This is a genomic window from Mesonia sediminis (assembly GCF_042684705.1).
GTDB classification, from domain to species: Bacteria; Bacteroidota; Bacteroidia; order Flavobacteriales; family Flavobacteriaceae; genus Mesonia; species Mesonia sediminis.
The window spans coordinates 97,510-123,139 of sequence record NZ_JBHULZ010000026.1 but is presented as its reverse complement, the minus strand read 5'-3'; the positions used below and the strand labels follow the sequence as shown (position 1 = coordinate 123,139).

The 25,630-nt window shown below is 35.9% G+C and carries 18 protein-coding genes; 8 read left to right on the top strand and 10 right to left on the bottom strand.

The window, feature by feature from the left end:
- Nucleotides 1-12: 12 nt before the first annotated feature.
- Nucleotides 13-1,920, top strand: a complete 1,908-nt coding sequence (locus ACFSQ0_RS06195) for a LysM peptidoglycan-binding domain-containing protein (RefSeq protein ID WP_379045702.1) — start codon at nt 13-15, stop codon at nt 1,918-1,920.
- Between the two features lies 1 nt (nt 1,921).
- The gene (locus ACFSQ0_RS06190; RefSeq protein ID WP_379045700.1) at nt 1,922-2,326 is read left to right on the top strand and encodes an OsmC family protein; all 405 of its coding nucleotides are present in this window, start codon (nt 1,922-1,924) and stop codon (nt 2,324-2,326) included.
- Between the two features lie 51 nt (nt 2,327-2,377).
- Here ACFSQ0_RS06190 and ACFSQ0_RS06185 read toward each other — a convergent pair whose 3' ends face one another.
- From ACFSQ0_RS06185 to ACFSQ0_RS06175, 3 genes are read right to left on the bottom strand one after another with little or no spacing between them, the layout of a single operon-like run.
- The gene (locus tag ACFSQ0_RS06185; RefSeq protein ID WP_379045697.1) at nt 2,378-3,334 is read right to left on the bottom strand and encodes an NAD(P)H-dependent flavin oxidoreductase; all 957 of its coding nucleotides are present in this window, start codon (nt 3,332-3,334) and stop codon (nt 2,378-2,380) included.
- A gap of 56 nt (nt 3,335-3,390) precedes the next feature.
- Entirely contained in the window at nt 3,391-4,581 is a 1,191-nt protein-coding gene (gene mnmA, locus ACFSQ0_RS06180; RefSeq protein WP_379045694.1) for a tRNA 2-thiouridine(34) synthase MnmA, read from the bottom strand.
- 15 nt (nt 4,582-4,596) lie between these two features.
- On the bottom strand, nt 4,597-5,304 hold the full coding sequence (locus ACFSQ0_RS06175) for a toxin-antitoxin system YwqK family antitoxin (protein WP_379045691.1): 708 nt from the start codon (nt 5,302-5,304) through the stop codon (nt 4,597-4,599).
- A 43-nt stretch (nt 5,305-5,347) separates the two neighbouring features.
- Between ACFSQ0_RS06175 and ACFSQ0_RS06170 the strand changes: the two genes are divergently transcribed.
- The 4 genes from ACFSQ0_RS06170 to yidC all read left to right on the top strand — a co-directional run bounded on the left by ACFSQ0_RS06170 (nt 5,348) and on the right by yidC (nt 11,882).
- Complete coding sequence (locus ACFSQ0_RS06170; protein ID WP_379045688.1) at nt 5,348-6,736, top strand: fasciclin domain-containing protein; 1,389 nt, start codon at nt 5,348-5,350, stop codon at nt 6,734-6,736.
- 92 nt (nt 6,737-6,828) lie between these two features.
- Entirely contained in the window at nt 6,829-8,235 is a 1,407-nt protein-coding gene (locus ACFSQ0_RS06165; protein ID WP_379045685.1) for a fasciclin domain-containing protein, read from the top strand.
- Nucleotides 8,236-8,370: 135 nt separating this feature from the next.
- Nucleotides 8,371-9,987, top strand: coding sequence for a CTP synthase (locus ACFSQ0_RS06160; RefSeq protein WP_379045682.1), 1,617 nt, complete (start codon nt 8,371-8,373; stop codon nt 9,985-9,987).
- A gap of 47 nt (nt 9,988-10,034) precedes the next feature.
- Nucleotides 10,035-11,882: a membrane protein insertase YidC gene (gene yidC, locus ACFSQ0_RS06155; protein ID WP_379045679.1), complete on the top strand. Its 1,848-nt coding sequence runs from the start codon at nt 10,035-10,037 to the stop codon at nt 11,880-11,882.
- 38 nt (nt 11,883-11,920) lie between these two features.
- Here yidC and ACFSQ0_RS06150 read toward each other — a convergent pair whose 3' ends face one another.
- Nucleotides 11,921-12,160, bottom strand: a complete 240-nt coding sequence (locus tag ACFSQ0_RS06150; protein ID WP_379045676.1) for a DUF3820 family protein — start codon at nt 12,158-12,160, stop codon at nt 11,921-11,923.
- A gap of 132 nt (nt 12,161-12,292) precedes the next feature.
- Between ACFSQ0_RS06150 and sucC the strand changes: the two genes are divergently transcribed.
- A complete protein-coding gene (gene sucC, locus ACFSQ0_RS06145; protein WP_147860970.1) occupies nt 12,293-13,486 on the top strand; it encodes an ADP-forming succinate--CoA ligase subunit beta in 1,194 nt (397 codons plus the stop codon).
- Between the two features lie 133 nt (nt 13,487-13,619).
- Here the strand turns inward: sucC and ACFSQ0_RS06140 are convergent, their stop codons facing one another.
- Both ACFSQ0_RS06140 and ACFSQ0_RS06135 read right to left on the bottom strand, forming a co-directional pair.
- Nucleotides 13,620-13,880: a DUF1456 family protein gene (locus ACFSQ0_RS06140; RefSeq protein ID WP_379045673.1), complete on the bottom strand. Its 261-nt coding sequence runs from the start codon at nt 13,878-13,880 to the stop codon at nt 13,620-13,622.
- Between the two features lie 30 nt (nt 13,881-13,910).
- Entirely contained in the window at nt 13,911-15,212 is a 1,302-nt protein-coding gene (locus tag ACFSQ0_RS06135) for a DUF2254 domain-containing protein (protein WP_379045670.1), read from the bottom strand.
- A 175-nt stretch (nt 15,213-15,387) separates the two neighbouring features.
- Between ACFSQ0_RS06135 and ACFSQ0_RS06130 the strand changes: the two genes are divergently transcribed.
- Nucleotides 15,388-15,819 carry an Hsp20/alpha crystallin family protein gene (locus ACFSQ0_RS06130; protein WP_379045667.1) on the top strand — a complete coding sequence of 144 codons (432 nt, stop codon included), beginning with the start codon at nt 15,388-15,390 and terminating at the stop codon, nt 15,817-15,819.
- Between the two features lie 46 nt (nt 15,820-15,865).
- Here the strand turns inward: ACFSQ0_RS06130 and uvrB are convergent, their stop codons facing one another.
- From uvrB to ACFSQ0_RS06110, 4 genes are all read right to left on the bottom strand, one after another.
- Nucleotides 15,866-17,872, bottom strand: a complete 2,007-nt coding sequence (uvrB, locus tag ACFSQ0_RS06125) for an excinuclease ABC subunit UvrB (protein WP_379045664.1) — start codon at nt 17,870-17,872, stop codon at nt 15,866-15,868.
- 64 nt (nt 17,873-17,936) lie between these two features.
- Entirely contained in the window at nt 17,937-20,258 is a 2,322-nt protein-coding gene (locus ACFSQ0_RS06120; RefSeq protein ID WP_379045661.1) for a T9SS type B sorting domain-containing protein, read from the bottom strand.
- Between the two features lie 82 nt (nt 20,259-20,340).
- Nucleotides 20,341-22,722, bottom strand: a complete 2,382-nt coding sequence (locus ACFSQ0_RS06115) for a gliding motility-associated C-terminal domain-containing protein (RefSeq protein WP_379045658.1) — start codon at nt 22,720-22,722, stop codon at nt 20,341-20,343.
- A gap of 43 nt (nt 22,723-22,765) precedes the next feature.
- Complete coding sequence (locus tag ACFSQ0_RS06110; RefSeq protein ID WP_379045655.1) at nt 22,766-25,621, bottom strand: T9SS type B sorting domain-containing protein; 2,856 nt, start codon at nt 25,619-25,621, stop codon at nt 22,766-22,768.
- Nucleotides 25,622-25,630: the final 9 nt, after the last annotated feature.

Here is a 25,630-nt window from a genome sequence, read left to right as displayed (position 1 = left end):
TTTACTTGTGTTATGACTAAATTTAATATGTTTTTGTTGTTTGCTTTTTTACTGATTTTTCCTTCAGCTATCGCTCAAGGTTTTCGTACGCATGAGGTTAAAAAAGGAGAAAGCTTGGAGCAAATTGCTAACCATTATCAGGTGAGTGTCGATGAGATTTATAAATTAAATCCAGATGCCAAAAGGCGAAATATCAACCATATGGTGTTGGTAATTCCAGCGCAAGAACCTAAAGTTAAACTAAATGAAAAAAGCAAACAGTTAAGTTTTAAAAGCTATCAAATTCGAGCTAAAGAAACTTTATATAGCATTGCAAAAGAAAATCAATTGAGTATTGATGAACTTAAGCAATATAACCCCGACTTAGTTGAAACCGATATAGCTATCGGGCAAACCATTAAAATTCCTATTTTTAGAGAAGATAGACGTACACCTAATTTCAATGAGTCCTTGTCTAATTCTAGTTTTAGCAATATCATACATATTGTTTTGCCAGGTGAAACAAAATATAGGATCGCCAAGCAATATGGATTAAGTGTTGAGCAATTGCAAGCACTTAATCCCACATTATTAGACTTAAAGGCGGGGCAGTTACTTACCATTGTGAACAAGAATCAAGAGGCACTGACTAATAAAAATGAAGCGCCCTTAAACTTTTTTACTTATGAGGTGAAACCAAAAGAAACTATTTTTAGATTAACCAAAAAGTTTAAAGTACCAGCCGATTCACTTTATGCTTGGAACCCTCAATTGAAACAGTCTGGTTTGCAAGAAGGTATGCAGATAAAATTACCTAAGAAAGTGAATGTGCAAGTTGCTGGTTTATCTACAGATAAAGTGAACTTAGCAGAGAACATTAGTGATTATTCTACTCAAAAGTTGGCTGTTATGTTGCCCTTAAGTTTAGGAAACATTAACGATGATAATAAAGCTGAAGTTTTAAAAAAAGATAAAGTATTGCGTATTGCCTTAGATTTTTATAGTGGGGTTGAGGCTGCCATCCGTAAAGCCGAATCACTCGGGATTACAGTTGAGGCTAAAGTGTATGACACCCAGAGAAATTCGCAAAAGGTGGCGAGTCTTATAAACAATAATGATTTTGATCAAGTTGATTTTGTTGTTGGACCTTTTTTTACAAAGACCGTTGAAACAGCGTCCAAGCTATTAGAATCAAAAAAAATCCCTGTTTTAAGTCCTATCTCTAGCGGTGAAATTAATGGTGGTGTAAATTTAATTCAAACCCGCCCAACAGATATTATGATGCAGCAATCTATAATTTCCTTTATTAAATTGCATGGTGCAGATAAAAATGTTGTCGTTTTAGCTGATAAGGATAAGGGGTATTTAGAATCAAAAATACTCTATACATTGCCTGAGGCAAAACTGGTAAACTTGCAAAAAGAGTATTTACAGCAAAGTGATCTGGCACGTGTTTTAGATAAGAATAGAACAAATTGGTTTATTCTTGAATCAGATGATATGGCCACCGTAAGTAATGCTGCGTCTTATCTAAATACACTGCGTTCAACTTTTGACATTCAACTGTTTACTTCCAATAAAAATGATTTATACGATAGTGAAGTACCTAGCACTTATTTAGGAAATTTAAACTTCACTTTCGCTGCTATTAACAAAGAGTACAATCAAGATCCTTTAGATGAGTTTGTAAAAATGTATCGGGAAGATTATGGTTTGTCTCCCAATCAATATGTTATTCGTGGGTATGATGTAACATTAGATGCAATTTTGAGAAAAGCTAACTTCTCTGATTTTTATGAATCGCTAAGCCTTGATCAAACCACAGAATATGTGGAAAATCAGTTTAATTATAATAAAAAATTGATTGGCGGGTATTTTAATAACGCGGTTTATATTTTACAATACAATAAGGAGTTGCAAATTCAATCTGTAGAGAATTAAAATGACAAAAATAGCGCTAACTTATTTAGGAAACTTGAGGGTAAGTAGTATTCATCTTAAAAGTAATTCTGAGCTGATAACCGATGCCCCAATAGATAATCAAGGAAAAGGCGAAGCCTTTTCACCTACCGACACGGTAGCTTCTGCATTAGCTAGTTGTATGTTAACTATTATGGGTATTTATGCTAATGAAAACAATATTGATTTAAGCGGAACCAAAGCCGAGGTCGAAAAGTTTATGGAAAGCAATCCTAGGCGTATTGATTGTATAAAAGTAAAGCTTATTTTTAATAAGAAGTTTGATGAAAAAACAACTAAAAAATTAGAACGCATCGGTTATACCTGTCCGGTTTACCACAGCCTACATCCCGATTTGAAAAAAGAAATTATTTTTGAGTATGCCTAGTATTTAGAGGTATAATTTATAAAGCCTGGTAGCTTACTTACCAGGCTTTTTTTATATAAGTTGTTCTTTGACTGCTAATTTTGCTTTTTGGTAATCGGTCCATATTTGTTCTACAATTTCCTTTGCAGGAAGTATATCATTAATAAGACCACTTATTTGGCCAATTTCTAATTCACCTTCTTCTAAGTCTCCCTCAAACATTCCTTTTTTAGCTCTAGCTCTACCCAGTAAATCAATTAATTCTTCTTTACTTGGCGATTTGCTATAAAGAGATTTCACATCCTCGTAAAATTTATTTTTTAATAAACGTACAGGAGCTAATTCTTTTAAGGTTAATTCAGTGTCACCCTCTTGTGCTTGAACAACACTATTCTTAAAGTTTTGATGGGAAGAAGCCTCTTCACTTGCTACAAATCTACTTCCTATTTGTACGGCATCTGCACCCAAAACCATAGCCGCCAACATTCCTGATCCAGTGGCAATTCCTCCTGCTGCTATTAAAGGGATATTCAATTTTTCTTTCACCATCGGAATCAAAGTAAAAGTGGTAGTTTCTTCACGACCATTATGGCCTCCAGCCTCAAATCCTTCTGCAACAACTGCATCTACACCGGCGGCTTCCGCTTTAAGCGCAAATTTTACACTGCTCACTACGTGAACCACGGTGATTCCTTTTTCTTTTAGCAGTGGAGTAAATGTCTTGGGATTTCCAGCTGAGGTAAAAACAATTGGTACTTTCTCTTCAATAATAATGTTTATTATTTCTTCCAAGTCGGGGTAAAGCATAGGCACATTTACCGCAAAAGGTTTATCGGTTGCTGCTTTACATTTTAGGATATGCTCACGAAGTACATTTGGGTACATAGAACCAGCCCCTATTATTCCTAAACCACCTGCATTACTAACGGCACTGGCCAATCTCCAGCCGCTGGCCCAGATCATACCGGCTTGTATTATGGGTAATTCTATATTAAATAGTTTGGTTATTTTATTTTTATGGATCTGCATTCGGTTAAATTTTAATTTTTTGCTAAATATACTTAGAATTTTACAGGTAAACCATCTTATCCGATAACTCCCGACCCTAGTAGTTCATCATCCATATGCCAAGCTACAAATTGCCCTTCTGTGATAGCAGATTGCGCTTCTTTGAAAACAACATAAAGTCCTTCTTTCGTTTGATGTAATTTAGCCTCTTGAAGAGGTTGTCTATACCGAATACGTGCTTTCACCGCCAAACTTTCACCCAAGCCTAATTTCAAATCTTCTCTAACCCAGTGAATGTCTTGAGGTTTTACCAAAAGACCACGGCGATAAAGCCCAGGATGATTTTTACCTTGACCCACATAAATAACGTTGTTATTAACATCTGTTTCCAGTACAAAAAGTGGTTCTGGTGTTCCCCCTACGGCAAGACCCTTACGCTGACCTTTTGTAAAGAAGTGTGCACCATTGTGTTGGCCAACTTTGTTCCCATTTTCTGGAGTATAACTATATTTCTCGCTTAAAAAAGTCAATTCTTCTTTATCTAAACTTTGTTGTTGGTATAGGGTTGAATCACTAGGGATTTCAATAATATCTCCTGTTTTTGGTTTTAGCTGTTGCTGAAGAAAGTCGGGCAGTCTTACCTTACCAATAAAACATAAACCTTGTGAGTCCTTTTTATTGGCTGTTATTAAGCCTTGTTCTTTAGCAATGGCACGTACCTCGCTTTTTTGTAAGTCGCCAATAGGAAAAAGAGATTTGGCTAATTGATCCTGAGATAATTGGCAGAGGAAATAAGATTGATCTTTATTATTGTCTTTTCCAGCTAACAATTGATAAGTGGTTTTGCCGTTAATTTTGATAGTGTTTCTTCGAGCATAATGGCCAGTTGCCACATAATCTGCACCTAATGAAAGAGCAATATCTAAGAAAACGTCAAATTTTATCTCGCGGTTACATAGTACATCGGGGTTTGGGGTACGTCCAGCCTCATACTCTTTAAACATATAGTTTACAATACGTTCTTTATATTGTTCGCTTAGATCTATAGTTTGAAATGGAATATTTAATTTATCTGCAACCAGCATGGCATCATTACTGTCATCTAACCAAGGACATTCATCACTTATGGTAACGCTATCGTCGTGCCAGTTTTTCATAAAAAGGCCAATTACTTCATAGCCCTGCTCTTTTAACAAGTAAGCGGTTACACTAGAATCAACTCCTCCGCTAAGGCCTACGATAACGCGTGCTTTCTTTTTATTTTGCATTTTTTGTTGAGTGTTTTATTTTTTTGTACTGATAAATAGAGGCAAGGGATGTTGGGTTTCTTTATAGCTGCCATCTTCTTGCCGGTCAAGCCAAATACCATCCTTTTTCCCGTGCTTATAATTTCCTTTTGAGATAAGCTCGCCAGCGGCATCGTAAATTCTTGTTTTACCGTGTAATTTGCCTTCTTGATAAGTATAATGTTGAAGCAATTGGTTGTTGGTACCAAAGATTTTAAGCTCCCCGTCTAATTTACCATGTTTATATTCTTCTATCTGCGCTATTTCTCCGGTAATAAAATAGGTTTTCTTAAGTCCATGAAGCCTATTGTTCTTATAATGTTCTTCGAGCATAAGTTGATCGGAATTTTTATGGTAGTATAACCAAGTACCTTCTCTTTTCTGACCAATCATACCCCCTTTACTTACTGTATTTCCATATTGGTTGAAATATTCAACAAGTATAGTATCGGTATGCGCTTGAAAAATTTTGGTAGCTACCGGTTGTTGCCCACTTTTGGGTTTGTAAAATTTAAATACACCAACTTCTTTACCATGTTCAAATTGACCTTCATATCTGATTTGATCTGATTTTTCATATTTTTTTATCCAACGACCGTGGCGCTTTCCGTCTTGATCAAATTGATTGATTTTTTCTTGGGCAAAGCTTGAATCCGTAAAGGATAAAAAAACCAATATATAGAATGGAATAATACTTAAATTCATACGTTTTCTTTTTTGTATCTTGCTCTTTAAAAAAAAATTATAAATGAATCGATTTAGTTTCTCCTTTAAGTTTGCAAAAGTACTGCCAATTTTTCTATTAAGCGTATTTTTTTTGGCTTGTGATGAAGATGACAATGATAATGTTATCGAAGGCACCAACTCAATAATCAATTATTTGAGCAAAAATCAAGAATTTTCTCAGTTAACTGAGTTAATCTTTAAAGCAGATTACCAAGGTAAGTTGGATGGAAACTCAGGCAACTATACCTTTTTGGCGCCAACAAATCAAGCTATAAACGAATTTTTGACCAAAAAGGGAGTGAACGATTTATCAGCGCTTACGCAACAAGAAGCCCAAGAAATAATTGATTATCATTTGTTGTTGGAAAAGGTAGATACGAGTCAAGCTACTACTGGATTTTTAACCACGGCCGCACAATTGAAATTGAACGATAGTGTTAGTTACCCCTTAAGTTTGCACCTTAAAAAAGATACAGGCTTGTCTTTTAATGCTTCTGCACAACTGTTACAGGCCAATATTGAAGTAGATAACGGTGTACTTCACGTTTTAAATGAAGTTTTAATAATACCCAGTTTAGCAGATCTTTTAAGTTTTGATGAGCAAAGCAGTGGCTTTTATACTTTTTGGGAAGAGTTAGGCTTATTACCACTTTTAGAACGAGAAGAGCTACAGAGTTTATTTGCGCCAGAAACCGACAAACTTGCAACTTTTTTACAAAACGAAAATTTAGATGCGCAAGAAAGAGAACTAATTGCGAAGAATCATCTCTATCAGGGATTTTTACATACTGACGCCATAACATTGGGATATAGGTATAGCGAAGCCAACCGAGACAATACTAAAATCAGTAATTTTTTTAATACCAACAACGGAATACTTATTAATAATAAAGCCAGTGTAAGCACGCAAAATATTGTAGGAAAAAATGGTGTAATGCACATCTGCTCAGATATTTTAGCCTTACCAAGTCTTTGGAGCTTAATTGAGTCTAATCCAAATCTAACTACTTTTGTTATAGGTGCAACTAGAACCGATTCCGCTTTAAGCGATTATAAATCACTATTATCTGGCACAAACAATATTAACTATACGTGTTTTATACCTAATAATGCGGCATTTAATACTTTTTTCAGTAACCAAGATGCAACTGGTATGCTAAATATTGATAATATTGATGCTGGTACTTTAGAAGCCCTCTTAATGACGCACTTATTCGAGAATACCGCACTAAAAATTGAAGATTTACCCAGTTCTGTTACGAACAATCAAGGAGTAATCACTATCAATAAGTCCATATCATTTTGTAAACTAACCGATGAAAATGGAATGGAAGCTTCTGTTATTGAGCAAGATATAAATAGTAAAAATGGATTTGTTCATACAATTGACAGTGTTTTATTAAACAATTAACTTTGTTTAATGTTTATTAACAAAAGTTAAACACAATTCTTTTTTAAAATACTTTAGATTTGAATTATCAATCAATTTAAATCAAAAATGTTATGAAAAGAATCAGTTTACTCCCCATTTTAATGTTGGCGCTTAATTTCTCCTTTTATTCGTGTAGTGATGACGACGATGGCTCAGGAAATTTACCGCCCGTAATGAACAACACTATTGCCGATGTGGTGATAGCCAATGAGAATTATTCGGTACTCGAAGCCGCTTTGATCAAAACAGATTTAGTGAGCACCTTTCAAGGTAGCTCAGAGTATACCGTATTTGCTCCCAACAATCAAGCTTTCCAAGACTTTTTAAGTGATAATGGTTTTGCAAGTTTAGATGAGGTTCCTACAGATGTGCTAACCCAAGTGTTACTATATCATGTTGTACCAGGAAATTTGCAAGCGGCAGATTTACAAACGCAATATTATTCAACTTTAAGTTTAGAAGAAGATTCTCAAGCCTATTTAAGTTTGTATGCCGATACAAGTAGCGGTGTAGAATTAAATGGAGCTACTGCCGTAATTACCCCTAATATTGAAGCCGATAACGGTGTAATTCATGGGATAGAAACCGTATTATCTTTACCTACGGTTGCTGATTTAGCGATTTATAATGATAACTTTAATACCTTAGTTACGGCTCTAGGAAATGGTGGTAATACAACCGATTTTCTTGGACTAGCTTCAGACCCATCAGCAGATATCACTGTATTTGCACCTACTAATGACGCTTTTGATACCTTTTTAAATGATTTAGGGGTAACACTTCCCGATGTTAGTGGCGCTGTGCTAGATAATCTTTTAAGAAATCATGTGGTAGCAAGTTCGGTTGCCTCAACACAACTTTCAACTATGTATGTAAATACAGAAGCTACTTTTGATGCTACTTCTAATAAGTTAAGTATGTATATCAACACAGAAAACGGAGTAACCTTAAACGGACAGTCAAATGTGATTGTTGCTGATGTTGTAGGGGTAAACGGAATTATCCATGCCGTTGATGCCGTAGTCGGGTTACCAACTATAGTAACCTTTGCGACTGCAGATAGTACTTTTGAATCTTTGGTATCAGCTTTAACCAGAGAAACCAGTTTTACTTACGTGGATTTATTAAGTACTGAAAACGGAACGAGTCCTGCTCCTTTCACTGTTTTTGCTCCTACAAACGATGCCTTTGCTGATTTATTAACCGAATTGGGAGCTAGTAGTCTAGCCGATATAGATGCAGCTACGCTTGAAGCTACCTTAAATATGCACGTTATCACTGGGGCCAATGTAACCGCTTCAGACTTAACTTCAGGAGCTGTCACTACAGCTGGAGGTGAGATGATTACAATCGATGCAAGTAATGCCACGATAACCGATCCTAATAGCCGTGTAAGTAATATTATTGTGACCGATGTTCAAGCGAGTAATGGAGTGATTCACGCTATTGATAAAGTAATCTTACCTGCTTTACCATAAGTATACAGAAGATTGTAAAGTTAAGAGGAGGCCCACTGGGTCTCCTTTTTTGTTTTATTGATAAAATATAAAGTCATATTGTCAATAATATTTGTATTTTTGCGCCCCGTATAGACATTATTTAATCAATTTATCATGGCACAAACCAAGTACATTTTTGTCACCGGGGGTGTTTCTTCGTCATTAGGAAAAGGAATAATCGCAGCATCATTAGCAAAACTTTTACAAGCACGAGGATATCGGGTTACTATCCAAAAATTAGACCCCTATATAAATATAGATCCGGGTACAATGAATCCGTATGAACATGGGGAGTGTTTTGTTACTGAAGATGGAGCTGAAACAGATCTTGATTTGGGGCATTATGAGCGATTTTTAAATACCAATACTTCACAGGCCAATAATGTTACTACCGGCCGTGTTTACCAAAGCGTAATTAACAAAGAAAGAAGAGGTGAGTTTTTGGGTAAAACCGTCCAAGTAATTCCTCATATCACTAATGAAATTAAAGAACGTATCAAAATTTTCGGTAACTCTGGAGATTACGATATTGTGATTACAGAAATAGGAGGAACCGTAGGCGATATTGAGTCTTTGCCTTATATAGAAAGTGTACGCCAGTTACGCTGGGAATTAGGCGATAACAATTCATTGGTAATTCATTTAACTTTAATCCCTTATCTATCTGCTGCAGGCGAACTTAAGACTAAACCCACACAGCACAGTGTGAAAACTTTGATGGAGAGTGGTGTAAACGCAGATATTTTAGTTTGTCGTACAGAACACGAGATAGGAGATGACCTTAAACGAAAATTGGCTTTGTTTTGCAATGTAAAAGAAGAGGCTGTTATCCAATCTATAGATGCTTCAACTATTTATGATGTTCCTAATCATATGCTAGAAGAAGGTCTTGATAAAATCAGTTTAAGTAAATTGGCGCTTCCTTTAAAATCTGAACCAGATTTAACGCAATGGAATGCCTTTTTGCAACGGCATAAAAATCCGAAAAGTGAAGTAAACATTGGTCTAGTGGGTAAATATGTAGAATTACAAGATTCTTATAAATCTATTCTCGAGGCTTTTATACACGCTGGTGCCGAAAATGAGGTAAAAGTAAATGTAATAAGTCTTCACGCCGAATTTTTCTCAAAAGAATATGAGGATAAAAACATTTCATTAGATGGTATTCTGGTGGCCCCAGGCTTTGGAGAACGAGGAATTGACGGAAAAATTGAAGCGGTAAAGTATGCGCGAGTAAATAAAATCCCTTTCTTAGGAATTTGTTTAGGTATGCAAATGGCGGTAATCGAGTATGCACGCAATGTGTTAAACCTAGAAGGAGCCAATAGCACAGAAATGGAGCCTGGGGTGAAATTTCCTGTAATCGATATTATGGAAGATCAAAAGAACATTTCGCAAATGGGAGGTACTATGCGTTTAGGAGCTTGGGATTGTGCTTTAACTCCAGATTCACTTATATATAAGGTTTACCAACAAGAAGAGATTAGCGAAAGACATAGACATCGCTATGAATATAACAACCAATATAAAGCAGCGCTCGAAGAAGCCGGTTTGTTAAGCACAGGGATAAACCCTAAGACAGGTCTTGTAGAGGTTGTCGAACTAAAGGATCACCCTTGGTTCATTGGGGTGCAATACCATCCCGAGTATAAAAGTACCGTGGCTAATCCGCACCCGCTTTTTGTTCATTTTGTAGAAGCGGCAAAGAATTTTGCAACAAAAAAGAATTAAAAAATATAGATGCTGTTCAAAGTTTGAACAAGATTTAAATGTAATGTATGGAAAATAAAAAATTTGATTTAAACTCACTTATCGGTTTTTTTCTAATAGGAGGTATCTTGCTATGGATGCTTTATTACAATAGTGATGAGCAAACTACTATTACCACAGAAGGCACCCCAGAGGTAACGGAGCAAACCCAGAACGAAAATCAAAAATCAGAAGCCGTTGAAGAAATTGTACCAAAAAGCCAAGATTCATTAGCTATCGCACAAGCTAAAGAAAAATTAGGTGCTTTTGGTTATGCCGCGGCTCAGGCAAAAGAGGGAACTACCACTATAGAGAATGATGTTTTAAAATTAATCATAAGTAACAAAGGTGGACAAATTGTATCAGCTAAACTGAAAAATTTTAAAACCTATGATTCTATTCCAGTACACTTAATCAAAGATGGTAATAGCGCTTTTAACCTTTCATTTACCACACAAGACAATCGCAACATCAATACTAAAGATATGTTTTTTGAGCCTCAAAAAAGCCAAAATGATGCACAAGCATCTTTTAGGTTAAAGGTGTCAGAAAATCAATACTTAGAGTATTACTATGCTTTGAAACCAGGAGAGTATATGTTAGATTTTGCTATTCGCTCACAAGGTTTAAATCAGGTAGTTCAAAATAAAGATATTGCACTAGATTGGTCTTTAACCGCTTACCGACGTGCAAAAAGCATTTCTTATGAGAACAGGTATACCGAGATTTTATGGGAGTTCGAAGATGGCAATACAGATTATGCCGGGCAAGGAAAAGATGAGCAAGAAGAGGATAAACAAATTTCATGGGTAGCTTTTAAACAGCATTTCTTCTCTTCTATCTTACTTACTGATGATCCTTTTCAAAACGGGACTTTTGTTTCAAAAAATTTGGTAGAAGATGAAGAAATAGATACCGTATACACCAAAGCATTTGAAGCTAAATTTCCTATTGCGTTAAAAGGGGGAGAATTTAATGAGACCATGAATATGTATTTCGGTCCTACCGATTATAAAATACTTGACAATTATCAGCGTAACTTGGATGAAATTGTGCCTTTAGGTTGGGGTATTTTCGGATGGATTAACAAGTATTTTATTATACGTTTTTTTAATCTCCTTAGCGGATTTTTACCGGCAGGTATTGCCATTATAGTTTTAACCATAGCGATTAAGATATTATTGTCTCCAGTACAATATAAGCAGTATGTTTCTCAAGCAAAGATGAAAGTGCTACGACCCGAAATCAACGAGCTTAATGAGAAGTATAAAGACAACGCTATGAAAAAGCAACAGGAAACCATGAAGTTGTATAATAAAGCAGGGGCTAGCCCAATGAGCGGTTGTATTCCTGGTTTGTTGCAAATTCCTGTATTCTATGCTTTATTTAATTTCTTTCCGAGTGCCTTTAGTATTCGTCAAGAAAGTTTCTTGTGGGCAGATGATCTATCGAGTTATGATGTAATAGCCGAATTGCCTTTCCATATTCCATTTTATGGAGACCATATTAGCTTATTTCCTATACTTGCATCTATTGCCATCTTCATTTATATGATGATGACAACTGGGCAAACCATGCAAACTTCTCAACCAGGAATGCCTAATATGAAATTTATAATGTATATCTCTCCTTTGTTTATGTTGTTTTTCTTTAACAACTACGCAAGTGGGCTATCATTGTATTATTTAACCTCAAACTTAATTACAATAGGAATTATGCTTGTAATTAAAAATTTCATAATCGACGAAGATAAAATTCACGCTAAAATTCAAGAAAACAAAAAGAAGCCAGCCAAAAAGAAAGGTAAATTTGCGAGGAAAATGCAAGAGATGATGGAGGAAGCTGAAAGACAGCAACAGCAAGCCAAGAAAAAATAATTAAACTCAATAAAAGACTCGGGAAACCGAGTCTTTTTTTATCTATAAGGATTGGGGTAGCGGGTTCTTAAGTTTTTCAATAAATGTTCTAATCCGTTTATTTTTATCTCATAAACGGCTTGCATTTGTTGGCCTAATTTGCTTTTGGGAAATCCCTTCTGTGCGAACCAAACGAAATAAGGTTCAGGGATATCAGACAAAAAGAAACCTTTGTATTTTCCAAAATGCATTTTAGCGTAGGCTAGAAAAAGCAATTCTTTTGTGTTGAACTCATTCATAAATCAAAAGTACGAGAAAGCAAAATTAAGCAGTTAAGAATATTATTTTTCTTTGTGAAAAAATATTTCTACATGCTGTTTGTTTTTGTTATTTTTGCTAAACAAAATTCGAACGATAAGAAAAACCTGATTATGAATTTACACGAATATCAAGGAAAAGAAATACTAAATAGTTTTGGTGTACGCATACAGCGTGGGATAGTTGCCAATACACCTCAAGAGGCTGTTGACGCAGCTAAGAAGCTAACCGAAGAAACAGGAACAGGCTGGCACGTCATTAAGGCTCAAGTACACGCAGGTGGTCGTGGAAAAGGAGGTGGAGTTAAATTAGCTAAAAACCTTCAAGAAGTTGAAAATATTGCTGATGAAATTTTAGGAATGCACTTGGTTACTCCGCAAACCTCTGCAGAAGGTAAATTGGTAAATCAGGTATTAATTGCAGAAGACGTTTACTATCCAGGGGATAATGAACCAGATGAGTTTTATATGTCTGTGTTGCTAAACCGTGCTAACGGCAGAAACATGATTATGTATTCTACAGAGGGAGGTATGGATATTGAAACTGTAGCAGAAGAAACTCCGCACCTAATTTTTACTGAAGAAATTGATCCCGCCACAGGAATTTTACCTTTCCAAGCCAGAAAAATTGCCTTTAACCTAGGTTTGTCTGGAGCTGCTTTTAAAGAAATGACCAAATTTGTTACGGCTTTATATACAGCTTATGACAAATCAGACTCTTCATTATTTGAAATCAACCCGGTTTTAAAAACCAGTGACGACAAAATTATGGCAGTAGATGCTAAGGTAACCTTAGATGACAACGCTTTATACCGTCACAAAGATTACGCAGCTATGCGCGATGAGCGAGAAGAAAACCCAACAGAGGTTGAGGCACGTAAGGCAGGATTAAGTTATGTTGATTTAGATGGTAATGTAGGGTGCATGGTTAACGGTGCTGGACTTGCTATGGCAACAATGGACTTGATCAAGCACGCAGGTGGAGAACCAGCTAATTTCCTTGATGTAGGAGGGACAGCAGACGCTAAAAGAGTAGAGGAGGCTTTTAGATTAATTTTGAAAGACGAGAAAGTTGAAGCTATACTTATTAATATCTTTGGTGGAATTGTTCGTTGTGATCGTGTGGCCCAAGGAGTTGTAGATGCCTATAAAAATATGGGAGACGCCATTAACGTGCCAATTATTGTAAGATTGCAAGGTACTAATGCCGATATTGCTAAAGAATTAATTGATAGTAGCGGATTAAACGTACAGAGTGCTGTACAATTTAAAGAAGCCGCAGATAAAGTACAACAAGTACTAAGCTAAAGGTTATTTATAAAACGTATTAAAAAACCTCAATGGAAACATTGAGGTTTTTTTATTAAAATTTGTACAAACCGAATTCAATTTAGGTTTAAAATTTGCTAAAAAAATCGGTATGTATAAAAAAGGAAAAGTTCTACTTTCCTTTTTCTGATTTATTTGGACGCTTTGGAGGTAACGGACCTCTTAGGTGAATAATAAGCCCGTCTAAAAAATTCCGTAAAAATTGGTCGCCACATTCCATATATTTAGGGTGGTCTTCTTTTCTAAAAATAGCGTTTAATTCGCTTTTGGTTACTTTAAAATCTACAAGCTTGAAAATATTAATAATATCATCATCTCTTAATTTATGTGCTACTCTTAGTTTCTTAAAAACGTCATTATTTGTTAGTCCCATAGGTTTGTTTCTTGAATCGCAAAAATAACTTTATTCTTTTGATATATTAACGATATCTTGATAAAGTTCTCCTATACGGTTTCTATCGGTATCATTTGTGAGAGCCTCCTGCGCGTCTTGGTAAATATTCTTAGCCTCCTTTAACAAATCTTCTTTGTACCCATCTTCTTCAATTTTTTGTAGAAGAAGGTATTTAAGCATAATTAATAGCTTTTGTACGCAAGCAATATCATGATTACAATAAGTTCTATAGCTTGCCAATACCTGGTACAATAACTCAGCAAAATTTACCGTGGTTAAAAATACTAATGCTTGATCATTTTCGTATATTATGGTTTCATCTCGCTTCTTCATCCGTAAAGCAAATAGCTCCGTTAAATAATCTATAGTGTTTAGGGCTGTTCCTGGGTCATTGATGCCTGGTGACATGGCCTTGACACCAATTTCAGTTATTTGTTTAAAGCCCAGTGCATAATTATCCAAAACAATTTCGCCTCGAGCGAAGTTGAAGTTCTCTAATATTTTTTCTTTTAATTCATCGTCTATTGATTTATTAACCAGAAATAAAGGAACGCCTGCCAAAACAAAGGCGCCTTTAAGCGGTAATATTTTAATTTTAATTTCATTTTTTAAGCAAAGCAACTTTAAATTGTTTAGGGCAAAGGTTTGCAAGTAGCCCGTTTCTGTACTATAATATTTGTGCCAATTGTCGGTGCTTGGAAAGCAGCTTTTATGATTCTTTTGTTCTCCTTCGATTAATCGGTTTAATCTATTTTTGGCGTCGTTATATATGTTTTCTAAAATACGGTTTACCTGAATTGATTGCGAGATAGAATGAATAAAATATAAAAATGCAGCAAAACATATTACTGTAAATATGATTCCTAATAATACCGAAAAGCCAGGTAATTGATATTGACTGTCTTCCTTTGGATTTATACCTACAAGGGTAAAAGTATTGTATAAAATAGTGGCAACATATAAACCTAGAACGTATTGATGATTGCGTTGTGAAATTAACCCAGGAAGAACTCTAGGAGAAAAATTACTAGATGCTTGATTTAATAATACCATTACCATAGAGAAGCTAAAAACCATAATGGATATTATGCCTCCTGTTAAAAAACTTAAAAGAGTCTTGGCGGTATCTGCATTGTTGATCACCAACTCTGGAACATAGTTGATCACAAAGCTTGAAACTCCCCTTTTCTCTAAATAAAGCATCAACATGGCAAAATTGAAACCTAAGAAACTAATAATAGAGGGGTAAAATGCTATATTCTCTTCAATACGATGAAAGAAAGCAACTAGTTTATTATAAAGATTTCGCATAGGTGAAGTTTGTAATAGAAATATACAATTTGTTTGTTAGTGGCCTTCTTAATTTTTACATAAACCTTTAATTGTAGCGACAAAATGACATTAAACCATAAAGTTTTAACGACAAAATGACAGTTTACTGCAATTGGTATTTAATTTGACTATTTACTGGAAAAATAAATACATTATGAGTTTAGTAAAGCATACAAATCCTTGGTTAAAGACAGCATTTGAAGATTTATTTCAAGATGATTGGTTACGTTCAGATGCGGCAAAGAGCTTGGGAGTTCAAATTCCAGCAGTAAATATTATCGATGAAGAAAATCAATTTGAAATTGAATTAGCTGCTCCAGGAAAAGTTAAAGAAGATTTTAAAATAGAATTGAAACAAGATTTATTGGTCATTGAAACGGAAACAAAGACCATCGAGAAACCCGAAAAGCCAAAATATTCGCGTAGGGAATTTAATTATAGTCAGTTTAAACGGTCTTTTACCCTGCCAGATTCTATTGACGTTGGTAAGATTAAAGCTAAATACGAGCAAGGAATTTTACGTGTGGTCCTGCCTAAAAAAGAAGAATCAGTAATTTCGCGCAAGAGATTAATAGAAGTTGCGTAATTTTAACGCGTACTAATAATGGCCCTCAAAAATGAAATTTTGAGGGTCATTGTTTTTTATCCTTTAATTTTTGCTGCAACATTTTAAGTTCATCTCTAAATCGTGCCGCGGCCATGAAGTCTAGTTCTTTAGCTGCATTTTCCATTTCTTTTCTTACTTTTCTAATACGGTCTTCCAGTTGGTTTTCACTAAAATAAACAACTTCTTCTTCAGCTGCTTTTAAATTTTCAGCTGGTTTAAAGCTATAGGGCTCTACCTTTTTACCAGCTAAGGTGTTGTCTAATGATTTATTCAGCGCTTGAGGAGTTATATTGTGCTTTTTGTTATAATTGATTTGCTTGGTGCGACGGTATTCGGTTTGATCAATTGTTTCCTGCATGCTTCGGGTGATTTTGTCGGCATACATTATCGCCTTGCCTTCTAGGTGTCGAGCTGCGCGTCCTATGGTTTGAGTAAGCGATCGATTACTTCTTAAGAACCCCTCTTTGTCAGCATCAAGAATGGCTACCAGTGAAACCTCGGGCAAATCTAGTCCTTCTCTAAGAAGATTTACGCCTACTAAAACATCAAAAAGACCTTTTCGTAAATCTTGCATAATTTCTACTCGCTCTAGGGTGTCTATATCACTATGAATATAGCGGCAGCGTATATCAATTCGGCTTAAGTATTTGGTTAATTCTTCAGCCATTCGTTTGGTTAAAGTGGTAACCAAAGTACGCTGATCTTTTTCTACGCGCTCCTGAATTTCTTCTATCAAATCATCAATTTGATTTAAACTGGGACGCACCTCGATTACAGGATCAAGTAAACCAGTAGGTCGAATAACCTGTTCAACATAGACACCGTCAGATTTCTGTAATTCATAATCTGCAGGAGTAGCACTAACATATACTACTTGGTTTTGTAAGGCTTCAAACTCTTCTAATTTTAAAGGGCGGTTGTCCATGGCTGCTGGTAAACGAAATCCATATTCAACCAGATTTTCTTTCCTCGAGCGATCTCCACCATACATTGCACCAACTTGGGGTACCGTTACGTGACTTTCATCAATAACCATTAAATAGTCGTCAGGAAAATAATCCAGTAAGCAGAAAGGGCGCGTCCCTGGCTGTCTTCCATCTAAATAGCGCGAATAATTCTCAATTCCAGAGCAGTACCCCAATTCTTTTATCATTTCTAAATCAAAATTAGTACGCTCTTCTAATCTTTTTGCTTCCAAAGGTTTTCCAATTTCTTGAAAATAGCTCACTTGTTTTCCTAAATCTAAAGCAATTTGGTCTATCGCATTATGCAAGACATCGGGTGAGGTAACAAACATATTGGCGGGGTAAATAGTAAGCCGCTCATATTTCTCTATTATCTCATTATTTACAGGGTTAAAGGCCTCAATTTCCTCAATTTCATCACCAAAGAAATGAATCCGGAAGGCATTATCGGCATAACCAGGAAAAACATCAACTGTATCTCCTTTAATTCTAAAATTACCATGTTGAAAATCCGCTTCTGTTCGTGCGTATAAACTTTGAACCAATCGCTGCAACAATTTAGTACGTGATATTTCTTGATCGCGTTCTAGCGAGATAACATTCTTTTGAAATTCAATTGGGTTACCAATACCGTACAAGCAGCTTACCGATGCCACCACGAGTACATCTCGTCTACCAGATAGCAAAGAAGAGGTTGTGCTTAACCGCAACTTTTCAATCTCTTCATTTATCGATAAATCTTTTTCTATATAGGTACCAGAGGTTGGAATGTATGCTTCTGGCTGATAATAATCGTAATACGATACAAAATATTCAACTGCATTATTCGGAAAAAAAGTTTTAAACTCGTTGTAAAGCTGTGCCGCCAGGGTTTTATTATGCGCCAAAACTAAAGTTGGCTTTTGTACCTGCTCAACCACGTTGGCCATCGTAAATGTTTTTCCAGATCCAGTCACACCTAGCAAGGTTTGGTATCTTTCGTCATTTTCTAAGCCATCTACTAATTGTTTAATCGCCTGAGGCTGATCTCCAGTCGGTTTAAAATCTGATTTTATATTAAATTTCACCCTTTTTTTGTTTTTCCGTCAAGCGGATTTTTTTAACTCATTCACTTCAAACATACTAAAACCGCTAACGTTTTAGCGTTAAATGCCCCTTAAAACTACGTGAATTTTTAAATTGTATTACAAACCAATAATCATTAGAGGGCATAGGTTTTCCGTTGTAGTTACCGTCCCAATATTGATAAGGATTCATTTGATGAATTAGCTTACCATAACGATCATAGATCAAAACATACTCGATGTTTGGGTCTTGCCGACTTATACCTTGTAAGCGCCAGACGTCATTGAACCCATCTTGATTGGGAGTGAAAAATGCCATAAAGCCTGGGATATTAACTTTTATGCTTGCTGTACCACATCCGTAAAGATCACGAGCATAAATGGTATGCTCTCCCAAGCTAAGCGTATAGGCTGATTGAGAGGAGAAGTCTTGATTTTGGTCAACAGCAAACGCATAGCTGCCCGTTCCAGAAGCTTTAATGGCTATTCTGCCGCTACCAAATGGAGGCAACAGTTGATAACTCAATTGAGGTAAACTTGATGGTTTTACCTTAAATTCCTTTATTTTTTTACAAGTATAATTTTCCCCTCGAATGTTGGTGGTTTGAGAAACCTCTACCCAATATTCACCAATTTCTTGTATTTTTATTTGTGGCGTCGTTTCTCCTGTACTCCATAAAAATTGATAAGCATTTGACGGTTGTAGCCTTGTCATTAGTGTAATTTCACCTACTGCATCGCACAATACCTTTTCTTCATATGATTTAATATTAGGTTGGGGGGGCGCTAATAATTCAACTTCAATAATGCCAATACAAGTTGTTGCGTTTTCAATTTTCGCAAATAGAATTAAAGGCAATTCTTCAGCATTAAATTGGATATTAATGGGTAAGGAGTTTTCTCCTTTTAAAGCATCTTCTGCAGTTTGATAGTAGTTGATCCGTTTTCCTGGTGCATTAAACATGCTTTCGATTTGGGTAGTGGCATCTACTAAATTGTATTTTACAGAACCCTCGGTATCAGGACAATTAATTAAGTTGATTTTAGTTTTAGGATTTTCTGTGGTTTCAAGGCGCAATTCACAAATATGATAACATCCTCTGGCCGTTTCTACCCGCGCAAATATAACTTGGTTTTTGAGGGTGTTTTCAAAATTAGTAGTAGTGGTAATAGGATTACTTTTGTTCTCGGCATTTAGTCGACTGGTATAAAAAGCTTGCACCTTATACAGGGCATTATTATTGGTTATGAAACCAATACTAGACTCCAAATTAAAAATACTTAAACCATCATCATCGGTATCACAAGCCAGCAGCGTTTGGTTGTTAATTTCTTTAAAGTCAATATACTCCACTTCAATTTCATCTTCGGCAATGCAAGCATTTCCATAATCTAAAACCAATTTATACCTACCTGCTTGATTTACGGGGTAGTTTGTTTCATTGGGACCGCTGGCTAATAGAATATCTGGAGCGTTTTCTTGTACCGCATACCAACTATAAGTTTGCGGGGTATTAGCAGTATTTTGGGAGCTAAGGCTGTACACCTCTCCGGGACATAAACCGTTTTCGCCCACCAAATCCTCACCCAGATTGGCACCAATATTAAAACTACCTCCTTCTAAAAATACAGCCGAATCATAGCGGTAATTTTTTTCATCGGCGATAATCAATTTGATGTGATAACTTGTGTTGGGAATAACATCTGCCGTAGCGGTCAACGTTTTGGTCTGGCCATTAAAATTTATAGGGGCATTAGCTGGGTTAAAGCGATCAAAATAGGCTTCATTTTCTGCTTCGCAACCTCCAGGAATTGCAGGGTGAACCGTAGTTACTTGTACTGGAGTATTGGTTCCTGGTACTACAGCAATATTGGTATAGGTTCCCCCTTGAGGTTTAATTAAAAAAGCAAAAACATCTGAATATCGGCAGGTGTTGGGGTCATTTTCTTGGTATTCTTCAGATGCGAAAATATAATTAAACTGAATTTGATTAGCATTGGGCGTAAAATCAAATTCAATGATGCTGGCGTTTACGGTTCCTTGAACATTCAGCACTTGTTCTAAATCATTGTCTCCACCCCAGTTGGGCGCATCATCATCGCTTAAGGAAGTATTTGGTCCTGGGACATTAGAAAGTCTTCCCGTAGACATTACCACGCCATTAGCAAAAGGAAAAGAGGAATTGTTATTAGTAAAATACCCGTAGCTCAAATCGCCACCACTAAAATTACCGCTAACAGCGTTGGTTACATTAACATTGCTAATGCAACCGCTATCCATTAAAATGTCTTCTATAAGTTCTTGTGGCGTAAAATTGGTTTGAACACTAATGTTCTGTCCAAAAACCGGGTAAAAAATAAGAATTAATAAAAATTGAAAAAATTTCAAAATACCAGTTTAAAAATGGGGAACAAAAATACAACTAAATAGTCTTTTGTTAATCTATAAACGGGTTAAAAAATCAATTAAATTATCGGTTCAAGTACACCCAGCCTTTAATGGGTTTAAAGTCGGGGTCATTTAAATTAAGCACATAGAAATAAGTGCCTGTTGGCAACTGTTTCCCTACATTGTTTAAGCCAACATTGCTAGTACCGTCCCAATTGGGGGTTTGATTATTTCCTTGATAAACCAAATTTCCGTAGCGCGAAAAAATTTTTAATTCAAAGCGTTCAAATACGGTATAGAGTCCTTTGATTCTAAAAACATCATTAATTCCATCATCATTTGGAGAGAAACCTTCAGGAATCCAGGGGGGGCAATGCTTGGTGCCAATCAATAGGCGGTATATTTTATGGCATTCGTTGGGATCGTCAAAAGTTGTACGCAAATAAATTTCCTGCGGATTTTGGGTATTCTGATGCGTATACGGATTTTTAATTGGATTTTCCTGCGCTTGCGCGGAAGCTAATGTGGTGTAAAAATCAACTATTTCTTCATTATCTTTTAGATCTAATTTCAGTGCTAAATCGTATAAATCAAATATATTTTGGTTATACCCTAAATCGCAGCGCGTAACCGGTACTGAATTTTCAATGGCTATGGGCTTTATGCCTAATATAGTATCTAAAATCACAAAACAATCTTCAAAATCAGGGTGTTGAATCCTGATATAAATAAGCATTGGGTTTTGATTGTTTTCAAAAACTTCAGGGTGGGGAATGGGGTTGGTATTTGATATTGCCTCATCTAAATTTGTGAAATATAAAAATCTGTATGCTGAAGGATTGGATAGAATTTCAGATTCAAGTTGTGTTAAATCAACTATACCAACTTCTTCTTGAGTGGTGTTATTACAAACAACGATATCAGCCGGTTGATTCCATTGTGGTAAGGTGTAAACTTGTATGGTAAATGAAGTGATTATATAGCAATCTGGGTCTTGTAGGCTGGTTAACCTTATATAAATTTCTTGCGGATTGTTCGTGTTTTCAAAAGCAGTAATATCAGTTATAGGATTTTGATTGTTTTGCGCTTGAATAAAATCCGTAAAGAATGAAACTTTTACCTGCGTTTGATCGCCCTTTACCAAAGCGAGGTTGGTTGAAAAGTCAAAAATAGCCTTTGGTGTGGTGAATTGTTCTTGGCATACTTTTAAATCTTTTGGAGGCTGAGCAATAAATAAGTTTATCAAACTAGTAGGTTGTTCTGCGGTATTATCATTTCTATTTAGTTCTGGAATTATGACCTGTTTATTAGCATCTAAATTGACTTCAATTTTTAAATTAAAATCTTGCGGAATACTATTGGGTATATTCAGTTGAGTAGTGTAATCTTGAAATGCGCCAACAGCAATGGGAATAGGTGTAAACTCTTCTTTAAGAAAAGTATTATTCGCAAAAAATTTAACCGAAGTATTTGCGGGTAATACATCTGTACCGTTGGTATTGGCAATTCTATAACTTACATCAATGGTATTGGTGTTACACAGTGGTGTCACATCAAGAAAACTTGGTGTAGGATCGGGTAGGGTGCTATTGAATACGGTAACAATATTACTTACAAAAACAATATCGGCAGAAGAGTTAAGCTCTATACTTGCCATTGTATCGCCTATGTTGATGTAATTTTGAACATCGTACACATCTAGATCCATATTGTAAAGGTTGGTAGCACCGGTAAAAGAGTTGGTGCCATTGAAGGCATTGTTAGAGGGATTAAGACTATTGGAGAGTGTGTTGCCATTCAGTTTCAAGGTTTCGTTTACAGCTAGTGCTGAATCACCTTCCCAAGTAAGAAAACCAATTTTTGCTCCTTGATTGTCTATGACGTTTAGATTGTTTAGTTGAATACTCAAAGGGGTGCCGGTAGCGGCAAGGGTAACAAAACCATCGAAGACATCAACTTGATTTAGAGGTAAACTAAGGTCTTCATAAACAATAATAATACTCCAACCTCCAAAATTCATGCCGATATTACAATGACCATTATTGATAAAATTGGTTAAATCTAAATTAGATAATGTGTAACTTCCTGTTCCTGTATTTTGAACTTGGGTAGTCACATCTTTAAAGGCAGCAAAAAAATCAAGATTATTGATGTTATAATTAAAGGTACGATCAGCATTTAGGCTTTGGTTGTTTAAACTTACATTAAAATCACCCGCACCTGATCCGGCCCAGTATAAATAAGCGGCAATAATATTTTGATTGGCGCTAAGGTTGAGGTTTGCCGAAGAGGAAGTTAAAATAGTACAATTGGAAGAATTTTCATTTTCGACAACATTTAGGGTATTTCCTATAGCGAGATAATCATATTGCCCGTTGAATTGTTGGAATTTGGTTATAGGTGTTTGTGCAAATCCGTGAAAACCACTTAAAATAAAAGCTAGAGCGAATATAAAAAACTTCATAATAAACTACTTTTATATAAAAATAGTTAAAAATGTAGATAGACTAGCGTTTTAAAGTGAAATGTCCTTTTATTTCTTTATTGTTCTTTAGTCTGATTATATACCAATAGTCATTAGATGGCATGGGCTTTCCGTTATAATTGCCATCCCAGCCTGGACGTTCTGCATTAAATTGATAGAGCATTTTTCCGAATCGATCAAAAATTAGCACCTCGGTGCCGCGCAAGTTGTCTTCGTATTTACCAAGAATTCTCCATTTATCATTAATGCCATCGGCATTGGGTGTAAAGAAGCGCATTAATCCCAAAATACTTACTTTCTTAGAAGTTATCCCGCAGCCTTGCTCGCTTTTGACATACACGGTATATACTCCTGGGACTAAATTGTTAAAAAAAGGAGAGTCTTGATAAGGCCCTTCAGGATTTTCTATCGCATATTGATAGCTGCCTGAATTTCCTGGATCTAAAATCACTTGAATACTACTATCTGGAGAGAAGTGCGTTTCTTTGGTCGTGAATTTTGCTTTTCCAACAGGAACTAAGGTGAATTTCTTACTCTCGGTACACCCATTTTCGTCGGTCACCCGTACGATATGAGTGGTCAGTTCTGCAGTATTAATACTAGGAGTAGTTTCGCCAGAGGGCTCCCATAAGTAGGTGAATTTTTTATCTGAGGCTGCATCGACTGTTACCGATAAATTAATAGGATTGGGACTATTTTCTAAACAATAAAAAATTTCTTCATCTGCATCTAAACTAAAGCTGGTATTAGATTCAAATTTAACTTCATAAATGTCAGAGCAACCAGCCTCGTCGTCGGTTAAATAAATACTAAAGGGTAGGTTATTCTTAACTATTTCAACTTTATCTTCTGTGTACGGATTAATTTTTTTTGCCGCCTCATCTTCGGTACGGTAAAATTTAGGATTATTAAAGGTAATACCAGTTTCTTCTACTATTGAACTAAACTCTTTACTTACTTTTTGATCTATATTGCAAACATTTTGTTGAATAGGTATAAGATTATAATTACCAATATCAAGGGTTAGCGTAGCTTGATTACTACAACTGGTTTGGGTGTTGACTAGTTGCACTTCAAGCTGTGTAGGTAGGTTAGCGGGGGTATAGTTTTGTGGGTTAGAAATGAGCTTTTTGTTATTGTCTTTATCCCATTCATAAAATTCAAAAACCAAATTGGAATCGGAAAAATCGGCGCTTAGCTTTTCGCGGATTTCGACTAGATTAAATTCGGGCTGTTGGTTGGTTCGGGTACATTGAAAATAAGTATAATCTTGAATATCGGGTAAAGCTTCAAACGTGATATTGGCAATTCCTATCAAGGGACATTTCCCGTCGTTAAAGGTAATTTCTAAAATATATTCTTGGGTTTGTGGAAATCCTAATGCCAAATCTGGGGTAACCAATAAGCTGTTGCCCGTAACAGTAGGAAGGGGAGAATCGTTTTTAGACCAAGAGTAGCTCGCGTTGGGTAAATTGGGATAAGCCAATTGATAATTTTCGGACGCGCACAAACTAATATTAGTAATTAATTCATCATCATCTTGATTGATAATGTTGATGCGATCTACAAAAAATGACTGAATAAAAGGAGGTAATCCAAAAACCGCATTTTTTTGAGCTAAAGGGACCGCACCATCAAAAGTACTTTCGGTATACTCAAGCGAATTGAAATCGGCATTTGGGTTTTTTATTACAGCCAATTTTGGCTCTCCAATAACGGGTTTATAAATTCTGCCATCTGGACCTAATTGCAGGGCAGTGGCTTGCTCTGAGGTGGTGATGAGAATTTCATTTATACTTGCAGCCATATTGGGAGCAGTTAAATCCCATTGAAAAATCTTATTTGCCAGATTATCATTAGCGGTAGCATAAGCTTTTGTTGAATTTGCACTAAACTCTACGCCGTATGGATTTACATTTTCAACAAGCGCAGTACTACTAGTAACTTGGCCAGTGGTAGGATTAAAATCTGAAAAATATACTCCGCCATTTGGCAAATCATCACCACTATTTTGATCAAAAGTTTTGGTATGATGCGCAGTTAAAATTTTTAAACCATCGGGAGAGGCTTTAATATAACCCAATGCGGCTCTTCTGTAGGCGTTTAATGGTATATTAGGACCTATAGTTGAGATTACCGGAGTGGTGTTTATGCCATTTTGATCTATTTTAAAGGCATAAAAGCTATCAACAAAATGTGTAATCACCCAAATACTGCTACAATCTGCCCCTTTAACCGCCGTAATCTTCTCAGAACATTTATATTTTATTTCTTCAGGATCATTTTGATCATAGGTTATTAAATGTATATTTTTTTGACCAGGTACTACATCTCCTAATCCGTTGTTTAACTTCATATCGACGATGGAGTAGTTAAAGCCATTATTGAAACCGTCATCGGCTACAGGTACAGCAGTATTAGTGTCGCTGTAATTGGCTTGTGGTGTCCCGTTGCTATTCGCTGGACCTTGATTAGGGTAAGCAAAAGCATTTTGGTGGTGTGGTTCATCTACCGTGAAAATAAAATATAAATCTTTATCTCCAGGGTGAGGTACAATAAGTGCACTGCTTGTACTACTAGGATCGCCATGTAGCCCAGTACTGCCATAATAATCGGCATTGCCCATAATTTGGTGGTTTCGGTTCCAAACTGTTCTACCGTCTGAGTAAAACAGAAGATTTCCCGAAGCGTCTGAAATACTAGAGCAACCTTCAGAGGTATTGATTTGACCATTGGTTATGGCTGTAGGAGTGCCACTATCAAAGTTTATACCTGCGTTGTAGCCAAAATACCAATTGTTGGCTTGCCCTTGGGCTTGTATATTTAAGTTGTTAAAAATAAGTGCAATTGATACAACTAGGGCAAGGCGTAAATTCATTAAATCTGT